The 13107-nt window shown below is 56.4% G+C and carries 12 protein-coding genes; 5 read left to right on the top strand and 7 right to left on the bottom strand.

Going from position 1 to position 13107, the window contains the following annotated elements; translation table 11 throughout:
• The first annotated feature begins 178 nt into the window (after window positions 1-178).
• Window positions 179-1171 carry a YHYH protein gene (locus Pan97_RS05585; RefSeq protein ID WP_144971142.1) on the top strand — a complete coding sequence of 331 codons (993 nt, stop codon included), beginning with the start codon at window positions 179-181 and terminating at the stop codon, window positions 1169-1171.
• 26 nt (window positions 1172-1197) lie between these two features.
• A complete protein-coding gene (locus Pan97_RS05580; RefSeq protein WP_144971141.1) occupies window positions 1198-1557 on the top strand; it encodes a low molecular weight protein tyrosine phosphatase family protein in 360 nt (119 codons plus the stop codon).
• On the opposite strand, the gene Pan97_RS05575 is transcribed toward Pan97_RS05580, so the two are convergent.
• Together Pan97_RS05575 and Pan97_RS05570 are read right to left on the bottom strand one after the other, a co-directional pair.
• Window positions 1552-2157 carry a hypothetical protein gene (locus tag Pan97_RS05575; RefSeq protein ID WP_144971140.1) on the bottom strand — a complete coding sequence of 202 codons (606 nt, stop codon included), beginning with the start codon at window positions 2155-2157 and terminating at the stop codon, window positions 1552-1554. The two genes, Pan97_RS05580 and Pan97_RS05575, sit on opposite strands and share 6 nt — an antisense overlap.
• 169 nt (window positions 2158-2326) lie before the next feature.
• On the bottom strand, window positions 2327-2827 hold the full coding sequence (locus Pan97_RS05570) for an RDD family protein (RefSeq protein WP_144971139.1): 501 nt from the start codon (window positions 2825-2827) through the stop codon (window positions 2327-2329).
• Window positions 2828-2961: 134 nt separating this feature from the next.
• On the opposite strand from Pan97_RS05570, the gene Pan97_RS05565 reads away from it, so the two are divergent.
• Window positions 2962-3672 carry a phytanoyl-CoA dioxygenase family protein gene (locus Pan97_RS05565; RefSeq protein WP_165698628.1) on the top strand — a complete coding sequence of 237 codons (711 nt, stop codon included), beginning with the start codon at window positions 2962-2964 and terminating at the stop codon, window positions 3670-3672.
• Between the two features lie 52 nt (window positions 3673-3724).
• Here the strand turns inward: Pan97_RS05565 and Pan97_RS05560 are convergent, their stop codons facing one another.
• Together Pan97_RS05560 and Pan97_RS26200 are read right to left on the bottom strand one after the other, a co-directional pair.
• Window positions 3725-4546 (bottom strand): amidohydrolase family protein, encoded by an 822-nt coding sequence (locus Pan97_RS05560; RefSeq protein WP_144971137.1) that lies wholly within the window; start codon window positions 4544-4546, stop codon window positions 3725-3727.
• An 85-nt stretch (window positions 4547-4631) separates the two neighbouring features.
• Window positions 4632-5021 (bottom strand): YkvA family protein, encoded by a 390-nt coding sequence (locus Pan97_RS26200; protein ID WP_165698627.1) that lies wholly within the window; start codon window positions 5019-5021, stop codon window positions 4632-4634.
• A 259-nt stretch (window positions 5022-5280) separates the two neighbouring features.
• On the opposite strand from Pan97_RS26200, the gene Pan97_RS05550 reads away from it, so the two are divergent.
• Complete coding sequence (locus Pan97_RS05550) at window positions 5281-7569, top strand: sulfatase-like hydrolase/transferase (RefSeq protein ID WP_144971135.1); 2289 nt, start codon at window positions 5281-5283, stop codon at window positions 7567-7569.
• Window positions 7570-7677: 108 nt separating this feature from the next.
• Here Pan97_RS05550 and Pan97_RS05545 read toward each other — a convergent pair whose 3' ends face one another.
• Entirely contained in the window at window positions 7678-8379 is a 702-nt protein-coding gene (locus Pan97_RS05545) for a hypothetical protein (protein ID WP_144971134.1), read from the bottom strand.
• Window positions 8380-8743: 364 nt separating this feature from the next.
• Here Pan97_RS05545 and Pan97_RS05540 point away from each other — a divergent pair, with 364 nt between their 5' ends.
• Entirely contained in the window at window positions 8744-10273 is a 1530-nt protein-coding gene (locus tag Pan97_RS05540; RefSeq protein WP_144971133.1) for a hypothetical protein, read from the top strand.
• Window positions 10274-10609: 336 nt separating this feature from the next.
• On the opposite strand, the gene Pan97_RS26195 is transcribed toward Pan97_RS05540, so the two are convergent.
• On the bottom strand, window positions 10610-11155 hold the full coding sequence (locus Pan97_RS26195; protein ID WP_165698626.1) for a hypothetical protein: 546 nt from the start codon (window positions 11153-11155) through the stop codon (window positions 10610-10612).
• A gap of 516 nt (window positions 11156-11671) precedes the next feature.
• Window positions 11672-12886, bottom strand: a complete 1215-nt coding sequence (locus tag Pan97_RS05530) for an argininosuccinate synthase (RefSeq protein ID WP_144971131.1) — start codon at window positions 12884-12886, stop codon at window positions 11672-11674.
• Window positions 12887-13107: the final 221 nt, after the last annotated feature.

The following is a 13107-nucleotide window of genomic DNA, read 5'->3' as shown; positions in this document are numbered from 1 at the left end:
GGTTTCTGTGACATCAGACGCATATGCGTAAGGTGAGAAATGGGTAAGGACTTACGCTGATCTTAAAAGGACTTTCTCAGAATTTCCACCCATTCTGGCGGAACAATTCTCTCGCATGTCGGTTTCATAACCGATATACTGCTAAACCAGTAGAAACCATTCTACGGGAGATTTACCCATGACGCGCAAATACCATCTTGCAATCATCATGTTCCTCGCAACCGTGCTGGGGGCCGGGCCGATGCTCGCGCAACTGGCACCTCGGATGCGGCGGCACCTGGTGACGCAAGCCCAAGCACTGCGGCTGATTCCGGCCGACAGCCCGCCCCCAGGCAAGAACCAGGTTTCGATCGAAGTGGTCGGCAACGAGCGAATCATTCGTGCCAATGGCATACCTGATCATCGCACCGGTGCGTTCCCCAACCATGGCAACCCGAACGGCATCACACAGCAGCAGTACGTTTTTCGCCTGCCAGCGGAACCGAAGCAAGCCAGTCGCATTACCCCGTTGCGGATGCAGAACTTCGGCATCGGCGTCAACGGGGTACCTTTCGATCCCGGTGCCGCCGAATGGTACAACGGCGACCCGCGCGGCGGCTGGCAGTATGAGGCCCTGTCAGGAGCCGTGCAATTGGGGATCGATACCAACCATGCCCACGTGCAGCCCACCGGCGCGTATCATTACCACGGCCTGCCGAGCGATTTGCTGAAAAGCCTGAACGTGCAGAAGGGGAAGCATTCGCCAATCGTCGGCTGGGCGGCCGATGGTTTTCCGATTTATGCCCTTTATGGCTTTCAGGATCCGAACAATCCGGAAAGTGATATTGTCGAACTGAAACCATCGTACCGCTTGAAGCCAGGACGTCGTCCCAGCACCAACAACCAGCCTGGCGGACGTTACGACGGAACCTTTATTCAAGACTACCAGTACGTCGCTGGGCATGGCGATTTGGACGAGTGCAACGGCCGTTACGCCGTGACGCCGGAGTATCCGCAAGGGACGTACGCGTATTACCTGACCCACCATTGGCCGGTGATCCCCCGTAACTATCGCGGCACCCCGTCGGATGACTTTCGCCGCGGCCCCGGAGGAGGTCCTCCCGGTTTTGGGCCTCCAGGAGGAGGTGGTCCGGGTGGTCGACCGGGCTTCGGTCCTCCACCGCGGCGATAGGCAAGCAGCAAAAGGAACCGAGCGCGATGCCCCCCACCAACGTCTTGTTTGTGTGTTCGAAGAACCTTTGGCGAAGTCCAACGGCAGAGCGGGTCTATTGCAACGACCCGCGACTCGCGGTTCGCTCGCGCGGCCTTAGCCCCAAGGCCGCGCGGCGGATCTCGCCAGAGGACCTGCACTGGGCCGACGTGGTCTTCGTGATGGAATACGAGCACCTGGCCAAGCTCCGTTCCCTGTACCGCAATGCCCTGGGCAAGCGGCCGGTGCATGTCTTGGAAATTCCAGACGACTATCAGTTCATGGACCCCAAACTGGTCAAACTGATCCAGGAACGCGTCGAGTCCTTCTTGATGGAATGCTCGGTGGAGTATCCAGCGGAATCATGACTCAAGGTCATCGTCGTCCCGGCTGTAATCCGTCCGGTCGATGACGCTGATCGCCAGGCACTCTTTCGAGGACTGCAAACACTTTACGGGATCAATCCCAAACGCTCGCCAAAGGGCCTCGGTCTCGTCCATGTAGTAGTTGTTGACGTCGATGCCTTCTTCTTCGGCCAGCGGCTGGCCAGCCAGTTCTACCTCGCCATCGAAGTAATTGATTTGCCGAAGCTGGGTGCCGTTATCGTAGCACCAGAACGAAGCGCAGCCTCCCGCCGATTCCACAACGAATGAAAGAGTTCGATTGAACTGCTGACTCAAACGAGCAAGCAAGTCGCCATCGGAAGCATAGACGTATTCCGAATCGAGCAGCATCGCCCAGGTTAAGTCTTGCCAGAACAAGTAGACCGTTTTGCCTGGGTTGTCTTTACTCCAATCCGCGGCGGAAACGAACTGCGAGTTGGCTTCGCGCCAAGCCCACACGTCATCAATACTGCCAAAGTCATCCTTGGTAGCGACCACTTCGAGATGAGGACATTGCGCGAGAAACGCGTCCTTCAACGCTTCGACCGAAGTCTCTGCCACGATCAAGCCAATGTGCATTCCCATGTGCTCTGTTCCCTCACAAGCAATCCTTGAAGCAGGTTTCAGTGGATTCGATTCTATCGGGCAAGCGTTCTCTTGTCTGACGGGAAAAAACAAAGGGTGATTCAGAAGTTCGCTTCTGAATCACCCTTGTTTGATTTCACGAGTTCGATCGAACGCTTAAGAGATCGAACTAGATCTTCACCACGTAGGTCTTGCTGAGCGAGTCGTGCCAGCCGCGGCCTGTCTGACCGAGGAACGAGAAGACCTCGAAGGGGATGTAGCGGGCAAACGAGCGGCCCACGACCTGGCCAAAGCTCGCGTCATTCCCTTCGGCGTTGACCACGCGCGTGCCGGTGACCAGCTTGCCGAGCGTACGGCCCAGCGCAGCTTCCAGAATGACGTAGTAGGCGAGCGTGATCGGAATGTGCACGAAGTTGATCACGATATTCACCCACAACGGCACGCCGACGAAATTGCCTTGCGAGTCGACTTCATAGCCGGACGAGATCAGCATCACCCCCATCACCATCCCAATCCCGAAGGTGACGATATTAAGAACGATGTTGTCGATGAAGAAATTGGCGAACCGAAGTCCCTTGCCCGCCGGAACTGGCGTCCCCTGACTCATCTTGGGCAGCATCGGCTCTTCTGTCATCGGGGACGAAAATGGATTCTCGTGGAGTTGACTCATTTCAACGACCTTCGAAAGGTTTAGGACAGGGGGCTCTCTTAAGGGGTAAGTGCATCGAAAATATCGGATCGATTCCCGGGTGTCAATTATTTACACTCGATCTCTTGAATGATTCTCAAACTTCACCAGGCACTATGTCGAACTTTCATCAATCGCTCGAAAAAGATGGCTACGCGATGCTGCCGGGCGTCTTCTCGGCCAGCCAGATGCAACAGCTCGGCACGCGGCTGATCGCGGCACTCGAGGCCCACCCAGGCCCGGCGGTGCTTGAGAGCCGCGGACGCATCTACGGTTCGCGCAATTTGCTGGCGGCCGCGAGCTGGCTGATCGATTTGCCTCACGCGTCGCAGCTGGCCGGCGTGCTTCGCCAGACGCTGGGCCCGGAAGTCGGCCTGGTGCGGGGATTGTTCTTCGACAAGCCGCCAGAGCGTAGCTGGTCGCTGCCGTGGCATCGCGACCGAACGATCGCGGTAAAGGACAATACGCTGGCCAGCAAGCACTTTCACAACCCAACGCAGAAAGCGGGCATCACGCACCTGGAAGCAAGCGACACGCTACTGGCGAGCATGCTTACGCTTCGCATTCATCTCGATGCCATGACCGAGGAAAACGGCCCCTTGTCGGTCATCCCAGGCTCGCACCTTTTGGACGCCGCGCAAGAACGGCCGCCGGTCGTCTTAAGCGCTCAAGCAGGCGACGTACTGGCCATGCGGCCCCTGCTTTCCCATGCCAGCAGCATGTCGAAAGAAGGCACGACCGCACATCGCCGGATCGTGCATTTAGAGTTCGCCGCGTCACCGGCATTGCCGGATGGGGTGCGGTGGCACGATTACGTGAAGCTTTAAAATCCTGTCCCCTCTCCACCGTCCTCGGGGGTGAGGGGACAAGATTGTTGGTCTAGTTCACGACCTTACCATCCTTCACCTCGAGCTTGAACAGCCGGGCCGCGTTCTGCCATAGGATCAGCTCTAAACTCTTCTCGGGCAGTCCCAGGCCACGGATGAATTTCAGGTAGCTCTTCATGCCGCAGATAGGCCAGTCGGTGCCGTACAGCAGGTATTTCGGTTCGCCGGCGTAGAGGATCATCTCTCGAATCTCTTGCAGCATGAACTGCTCGAAGCGGTCTTCGAATTCACCCAGCACGAGCCCGCTGATGTCGGCGTGCGCGTTTTCGTTCTTGTAGACGACCTCCATGCAGTCGCGAATCCACGGATTGCCGACGTGGCAGATGACCAGCTTCAAGTCGGGAAAGTCGACCGCGACGTCGTCGATATGCAGCGGATGCGAATACCGCACTTTGCCGGTCGGGCTGTACGTGTCGCCGCTGTGGATCATCACCGGCACGTCGAATTCGATCGCCAGCTCGTAGATCACCTGCAGGCGTTTATCGTGCGGGTAAAAAGGTTCGTAGCCGGGGTAGAGCTTCAACCCTTTGACCAGGCCATCGCGGAGAAAGTCGGCCAACTCGCGGAGATCGCGTTCCTTGTAATGCAGATAACTGATGCCGGCGACGACGGCGATGTTGTCCAAGTCGCGCGTGGCCTCGACTACGTCCCGCGTGGCAGGCCGATGGGGCGTGATCTTGTACGAACTGAGCACCAATGCGTAGTCGACGCGATTGGCCGACATCTCTTCCTGCAGGTTGTCCAGGCAATCGGTGATCGAGCGAACGCGTTCTTCGTGATAATTATTCAGATGCGTATGGCAATCGATGATCATCGGCTTCTCTCCTTCGCGGTGGTTCTTGTAGCGTAGAGCTTACCGCACAGGAGAGCAAATTTTGTTCCGCCTGCCTAGCAGAACATTACGACGCAGCCGCGGACGCGTGGCTCTTTTTGCCCTCGACCGTCTTCGACAGTTTCGCGTCGCGATACTTCTTCAACTCGAATGCCAGCGTGGCGACGGCTGCCAGGATCACGGCGGCATCGTCGGTCAGACCCACCAGCGGAAGCAGGTCCGGCACGCCGTCCAACGGCGAAATCAAATAGAGCACCGCCCCGATCGCGATCGCTTTCGAGGTCCAGCTGGCTTTGGGATCGGTGATCATCTTCCAGAGGGAAAGCACGTCGCTCCAGATCTTTTTGATGGGACCGCGGTTCATGCCGGTGAGCTTCTCGCGAATCTTCTGGACGTCTTCCGGCGACGCCTTTTCGGCATATTCATGCAGCCTCTGGTAGGCTTCCGTTTTACTCATAGGGGGTTCCTCCACTTTCATGGGAATCGTACTGGTGGCGAGCCAAATGTCCAGGGACTTCCCAAGAGAAAAGCCTTGCGCATACGCTTCCCAAGTAGGTAATTCGCCGCTGGCAAACGATTCTTGGACGGAATTTGACGGAATTTCGATCGCTTGCCAGACGCTTCCCAGGCCACCGTAGATCGAGCGGAAAGCGTCCATTATCATACGTGCACTCGACTCCCCTGCCCCGTTCGCTTCCCTGTACCAGGCACGCTTCATGCATTTCTCGCGACTTGTCTTTGGCATTGTTCTGCTTGCCGCTGCCACGCTTCTGGCCGACGAGCGTCCCAACATCATCTTGATCATGGCCGATGATCTCGGTGTGGAAGGGCTCGGCTGTTACGGCGGCACCAGCTATGCCACCCCTCATCTCGATCGGTTGGCTGGCCAGGGGCAGCAGTTTATGCACGCCTATGCCCAGCCGCTGTGTACCAATACCCGCGTCCAGCTGATGACCGGCAAGTACAACAATCGCAACTGGAAATACTTCGGCATTCTCGATCCCAGCGAAAAAACGATCGGCCACTTCATGCAACAGGCCGGCTATCAAACGTGCATGGCCGGCAAGTGGCAGCTGCAAAGCTACGACCCGCCTGATTACCCCGGTGCCGAGATGCGCCGCGATACCGGCATGAAGGTCGCAGACGCCGGGTTCGACGCCTACAACATGTACCACAGCGGCCACACCGAGCTGAAGGGTTCTCGGTACGCCAACCCCACGCTCAACATCAACGGCACACTGCACCAAAACATCGACGGCAAGTACGGCCCCGATCTGTGGGTCGATTTCATCAACGACTACGTCCGTAAGGCCAGCCAGAAGGATCAGCCCTTCTTCGTTTACTATCCGATGGCCTTGCCCCACTGGCCGATGGTGCCCACGCCGGATAGCAAAGAGTGGTCCGATCCCAACCGCCGCCTGGAAGAGGATACCCGCTACTTTGCCGACATGGTGGCCTATACCGACAAGTGCGTCGGCAGGATTGTGGCCAACGTCGATGCCCTCGGCTTGAAGGAGAAGACGCTGATCCTCTTCTACAGCGATAACGGCACGAACGTCAAAATCACCTCGCAAACCAAGGAGGGACCCGTCGTTGGCGGCAAGGGTCTAACGACCGACGCTGGCACGCACGTTCCCTTGATTGCCCGATGGCCAGGTTATATCACCCCAGGCAAGAACGCGAACCTGGTCGACTCGACCGATTTTCTGCCCACCTTGTTGGAAGCCGCCCAGCGGAAACAGCTGACGCCGGCCGACATCGACGGCATGAGCTTCTACCCGCAACTGCTGGGCAAGAAGGCGAACGTTCGGCCCTGGGTATTCTGTCACTACGACCCGCGTCCCGGCTGGGACAAGGATCAGTTCTCGCACATTCGCTTTGCCCGCGATCAGCAGTTCAAGCTGTACGACGACGGCAAGCTGTTCGACGTATCGGCCGATCCGCTGGAGCAAAGTCCGCTCGATCCGACTTCGGAACCTGCCGCCGCGACCGCCGCTCGCAATGTACTGGCAGCGGTTCTGACCCAGATGCCCAACCCGGAACCAGCTCCGCGCGACCCCTTGCACTTCCAGCCAACGCAGCAGGACCAGTTCGTGCCGCCGACCAGTAAGCTCGAACTCGTTTACAGCGGCGGTACCTTCACCGAGGGTCCAACCGTGGCTGCCGACGGGGCGATTCTCTTTAGCGACGTGCGCGAAAGCAAAACGCTGCGATACGATCCGCAGACCGGCCAGACGACCATCTTTCGGGCGGACTCGAATCACACCAACGGCATGATGCACGACGCCCAGGGACGCCTCCTTTCGTGCGAGGGAGCTGGTGGAGGGGATCGCCGCGTTTCCATTCGCTCGCTCGACGGCGAGGTCACCACGGTCGTCGACAACTGGCAAGGCAAGCACTTCCACAGCCCCAACGACGTGGCCATCGCTCCCAACGGCACCGTTTACTTCACCGATCCTCGCTACGGCGGCAACGCCCCGAAGGAAATCGACTTCGAGGGGGTATACTTCATTCGCGACGGACAAGCGATGCTGGCCACCGACAAGATCGAGCGTCCCAACGGAATCTTGATTTCGCAAGATGGCACCACCGCCTACGTGGCCGACAACAACAACCGATACGGCGGGGCCCGCTCGCTGCTGAAGATTGCCATAAACGAAGACGGTACGTTCGGCGAGTCCACCAAGCTGTTCGACTTCGGCATGGGGCGTCGCGGCATCGACGGCATGGCGATGGACCTGCACGGCAACGTCTACGCCACCGCCGGCAGCGGGATCGATGCTGGCGTCTACGTCTTCAGCCCGACTGGCGAGCAGTTGGCCAAGATTGCCGTGCCCGATCTGCCGACCAATTGCATTTTCGGCGGCCCGAGCGAGCCGAGCGTTTTGTACGTCACTGCTCAAACCGAGCCCGACAAGCAAGGCAAAACCAGCTTCGGGCTATTTCGCATTCAACTGGCCAGGGAAGGCTATCGCATCTTTCCACCAGCAAGTGGGAACAACTAACAACCTCTGGGTCAATCGAGACGACTGCCCCCGCATGCGCATACAAGCAACCGGCCACGAAGACTTTTCCAAGCCGTCGGCACGAAGTTCCGGTTGTCGGCCGCATCGTCACGGAGGGCCGCGCTTGCTGGTGCGTTTTGAATGGCGCGGCCTGGGTGCCATGCCCACGTCGGCGTGGGCATCGCTTCGCTGCTTGCGACTGAGGCGCGGAGCCCGCCTACGTTTAGGCGATTCCTTAGCACATCCTGAAGCGTGTTGGCGATAGTCGCTGGCGACGGATGTGCGACGTTGTTCCTTCAGCAGCCTCTGCAGCCAGTCCACTTCGCTCTCTTGCCGGTCGAGCACCTTGAGGTGAAACGTGACCCACGCCAAGGCGCGATCGAGTCGGGCAGCGGGTGGAACGGTGAGTCCGTCGATGGTGATGCCGTGGAAGCGGTTCGGCTCGGGCACGTGAGGGCGTCTGGGACGCGGGGGCCGATTTTGTTTGCGGCGGCAAGCGCGCGGACGATCTCCGACCAAGGTAGCGCCAGTCTGCGTGGTAACCGAAGCCGTACCGGCCTTACCGCCAGCATGTTGGGTAGAAATGCTCGCGGCGGGTTGTGACGTCGGGCTCTGCACGTCGGGCGAATCTTCGGCCTGCGATGCCGGATCGACCATAATCACCAGTTGCCCGACCACATCGGCCGGTATTTCCACCAGCGTCCCGCACGACGAGCAAACGTAGACCTTGCCTGCGCGCACGACGACCTGAGGCTTACTCTCTGACGAGAGCTTGCCGCTACGTTCAGGTTGTGGGTTTGGCGATGACATGGCGATACTCGATACGGTCTGGTGGTCGTGGTCTCTGGCTTGTGACACGCGGATGAAAAAGATAGGTTTGCGGGGAACGTCTCCAGGCATGTCTTAGGTATACCAGCGTGTGGGTGCCTGAAGATAGTGCGCGCGCCAGTTTTTTAAAACGTGAGAGAAATAGAGGACTCGCTGCGACGGTCTAGAACCACGCTCGGTGCATCTCTTCCAGAAAGGCTTGCTCGATCGGGTAGCAAGACTTCGAGCCGATGACGGAATCATTTGCAGAAAACACCTTATTGCTAGTTATCCCTTGAGATTGGTATTTTGAATAATCGCTCTGGTCAAAATTGTCGAAAAACGAGTTGGATAGTGTGAATGCGAAATGACAGATAGTTCAAGCAAACCATCAAGCGACGCGATCTCTAGCTTAATCGATGGTGCAATCGTTTTTATTAACTTCATCATAAGTGGGATATCTACTCTTGCTCATATTGCAATATTCCTGCCTACTCAAGATGCTCAGAAAGCAAGAGATTTCCTTGACAAGAAACACAGGGAGATCATCAGTCTCGCGATCGTTGGAGTGTTTCTTCTCGCCACCACAACACGATGTTTTTGCACTCTTTCGGATGTAGACCCACTTTGGCGACTTCATACTGCCGTACATACTGTTGCTTTTTGGGAAACGCTTTTTTCCTTTGTACCACTCTTTGTCATCGGTCTCTTATTCATCCTCGGGACGATCACATCCTTTATATGTATCCCCAACTCCCTGAGCGAACACGACGCTCGTAAGGAACGGCGACGAATTTTCGTTCTTTTCCTCGCATCCGCAGCAGTCTTTTTCTTTCTACGTTTTGCAACAGACTGGGCAATTTACTTTTTCAGTGAATACCACATCATGCTTGCTCGAAATCTTGATTTCGAGAACAGCATTTCACGACTATCATCACCGGCACACATGACCGAAAACGACGAATTCACGAGATGGTCACTAAAGTACATCTTCGTGCCAATTGATGTCATTGTTGGATGGTTTGTTTATTCTCTCGCAATCCTGTCTTTCGCCGTTCCAGTCGCCATAGTGGCTAAATGCACATCGACGATCTCGCATGACCCGATTGATTCAAATTGGCTGGGCAGTACGACTAAAGCAGCAATTCTCACGTGTGTCTTATTGTTTGCAGCGACGGCAATTCAAATCATGCATGTCGAGTCTATTCGCGCAAATTCGATCATCATCGAGAAATGCTCTGTTGGTAACATTCACACCAATGGACATGATTTATTACAAGCAACAGTAACCGTCAGAGCAACTTCAAAAGAGGTGCTGAGTTTATTGGACATTACTTACCCTACGATTAGAATCGTTTGGCCGAATGGTGTAACGGAAATTGAAGCGAGCCCAAGCGATTGCCTTGTTTATCTTGAAGGTGATCCCAGTTCAGAACTATCTCTCCAGGAATTTTACGACAGTGGTCTTGTCGAAGCATCTCCAAATACGAGACTCGTTGTTCGCGTTACTCGCAATGTTCCAAGGGAACTTCTCGACAGCCTTTACGGATCTGACAATACCCAAATACAAGTTGGAATTCCGGTAAGACTCGATTGGCTGAAAAGGCCAAGGTGCATGTTAGATGATGCTCGATTCTACACCTCAATGACCCCGATTGATCTACTTTTGGGCGGGCCTGCTTATGAGCTAGACGGCACTACGGACGTTGGTGGATTCTCTATTTTAGAGCCAAATGATTCAGAACCACCAACACCCTACCTTACACCAATTGCACCTGACCTTTCCAACCAAAGACCACAATCCGCACCTGGCCAGTTTCCCTTTGCCCCAACACCAACGGAGGCAATGCCTTCCGACGAAGCTCCCCCGGCACCTCCTGCTGCTGAGGAGTCTTAAGTCTCAAAGTTAATACTCAACTCTTGAGTAACTAAGTAGAATAGTGTGGTCGCTTGCTCTCACATATGGCAGCTACGGGATATCAACAGCATAAAAAAATGGCTGCCAACTCTAAAGCCGGTAGCCATTCTAAATTGTTTTCAATGATCAATCGCCAGGCGACTAACAAGCCCTAGTCGTAACCCGTCCCTCGACTCGGCTGAGCATTCCCTGAATTCTCACTGAAAACCTTCGGTGGCGTCTTGATTGTAGCTTAACTCCCCGCGTTAGCGTGGAACACGACCACACTTCAGCGAGCCATGGCAAACGTTGTCTCTGCCGGCGACAGCTCTCCGATTACCTCTCAACCAACGACTCTAAGTTGAATCTTCCGAAACTCCAGCGACGTGGTTGGAAGTCGACTTGTTCATCGTAGGCGGACCAGCCCTGACCGTCCCCGCTGCTTTGTCGAGTGTAGGTATCGTCGGCGTCGTTGTACTCGTAATAGCGATTGTTTCTTTCGCCGCTGGTGCTCACTCTTAGGTCGTACGCTCTGCGCTGTACTTTCGTGGGTCCATCCGAACGCAAATTCCCTTGCAGGATCTCCAAAACAGGGGCTCGCTCGCGTTTGAGAAACGTTTCCCCTTTCTGAAAGTCGTTTACCCGCATCGAGACGCTGACCGTGTTCCTGGGATTCAAAACGACTTGCACATGCCGTTCGCTTACCAGAAGATCCCCTGGCAGCAATTCATCGAAGGGAATACGAACCGTGTTGCGCTGCTTGACGTTGAACAAATCTTTCGCTCCGACGCGAGACTTGGCTTTGCTCAGTTCGGGGTTTCTCATGTCTCGGTCGGCGAAAGGATCGCGGTAACTGAATCCTGCCGTCAGCGCGATATTCAAATCATTTTCCTTCGCAAAGGTCAGCAGAAGGAACAGGGCGAAGTCCGCGCAATCGATGGTAAGTTTGCCTACGTAACCGGGGCCATTTTTTTGAACCCAACTGCGATACGCTTTGATGTTTCGATCGGTCCAGGTTTTCCGTCTTTTCCGCTCTGGATTTTCCGTCTTTGCGGCCCGATTCGGGCAAGGCTGGAGACACATCGTTCCCTGATCGATTTTCGATCCAGGAGCTTGTCGCTGAGTATTGTTCGGCCCCCGTTGTCTTTCGCCATGCATAGCCAGCCCTTTAGCAGAGAGATACGACAGAAAGCGTGCGCCTAGGGCGATGGGACGACAAGAAGTACTCGACTCACCCCCCCAAACCAACGCTAAATCATACCCGGCCCAAGATCCGGCAGGCAATGGAATTCATGCCCAGTTCCTGCGGAACGATGATTTCGAGCGGCAAAAAAAAGGGCCACCGAGCATTGGCTCGGTAGCCCTTTGTAATGTACTCAAGGGTAAATCGCTCGGCGTTTAGTAAGCTCGCGGCGTGACCCGGCCCTGGACTCGGCTGGGCAGACCTTGGATGCGCAGGAAACCTTCGGCGTCGTCCTGGTTGTAGCTGCCGCCCCCTTCCATGGTGGCGATACCTTCGTCGTACAGGCTGAACTCGCTGGAGCGGCTGGCGACGATGATGTTGCCTTTGTAGAGCTGCAGCGTCACTTCGCCGGTGCACTTCTGCATGGCGTTGGCGATGAAGGCCAGCAGGGCGTCCATCTTGGCGTTGTACCAGAAGCCATTGTAAACGTCTTCGGCCACGATCGGCTTCAGCTGGTCACGCAGGTGGATCAGGTCTCGGTCCAGGGTCAGCTGTTCGACGTTCAGCAGGGCATCGTACAGGATGGTCATGCCGGGGGCTTCGTACACGCCGCGGCTCTTCATGCCGACGAAGCGGTTCTCGACCATGTCGATGCGGCCGACGCCGTTACGGCCGCCGATTTCGTTCAGCTTGGTGACCACTTCCAGCGCGGTGCACTTCTCGCCGTTGACGTGGGTGGGCACGCCTTTCTCGACCTTGATGGTGACGGTCTCTGGCTTGTCGGGAGCCTGCTGCGGGCTGACGGTCATGCCGAAGTCGACCAGTTCGACGCCGTTGACGGTCAGGTCTTCCAGCTCGCCTGCTTCGTAGCTGATGTGCAGGCAGTTCTCGTCGCTGCTGTACGGCTTGGCGGTCGACGCTTTGACCGGGATGTTCTTTTCGTTGCAGTAGGCGATCAGCTCGGTTCGGCCTGGGAATGCCTTGCGGAACTTTTCAATCCGCCACGGGGCGATCACCTTGACGGTTGGGTCAAGCGCCTCGGCGGCCAGTTGGAAGCGGCACTGATCGTTCCCCTTACCGGTTGCTCCGTGCGCGTAGGCATCGGCGCCGACTTCCTTGGCGACTTGCAGACAGAGCTTCGAGATCAGCGGGCGAGCGATCGAGGTCCCCAGCAGGTAGATCGATTCGTACTTGGCTTGCCACTGCAGCACGGGGAACGCGAAGTCGCGGCACATCTCTTCCCGGCCGTCCACGATCCGGGCACTTACGGCGCCGCAATCCTTAGCCTTCTGCAGAATGGCCTGGCGGTCCTCGCAGGGCTGCCCCAAATCGACGTACACGGCGTGCACATCGTAACCTTCGTCTTGCAGCCATCCCAAAATGACCGACGTATCGAGACCCCCAGAATAAGCAAGAACACAGCTAGGCATTTTTTGATGCTCGCAAGCGAATGGACAATGAAACGGAAAACAGCCGCACCTCAGATCTGGTCCCCTCGCCCCTGACGGGGAGAGGGCTAGGATGAGGGGGCGAACCAAGGACACGTGCTGCCCTACCTTCGTAGAGAAAGCCCCGGAACAAGAGGTTCATTCTCGACTAGGGGGTCCGCGGTGGCAAGGGGCTGTTTGACATCGGATCCGCGGGGCAATAG

The sequence above is a fragment of the Bremerella volcania genome, from assembly GCF_007748115.1.
GTDB classification, from domain to species: domain Bacteria; phylum Planctomycetota; class Planctomycetia; order Pirellulales; family Pirellulaceae; genus Bremerella; species Bremerella volcania.
The sequence above is the reverse complement of the archived record's forward strand: the minus strand, read 5'-3'. Positions and strand labels throughout refer to the sequence as shown.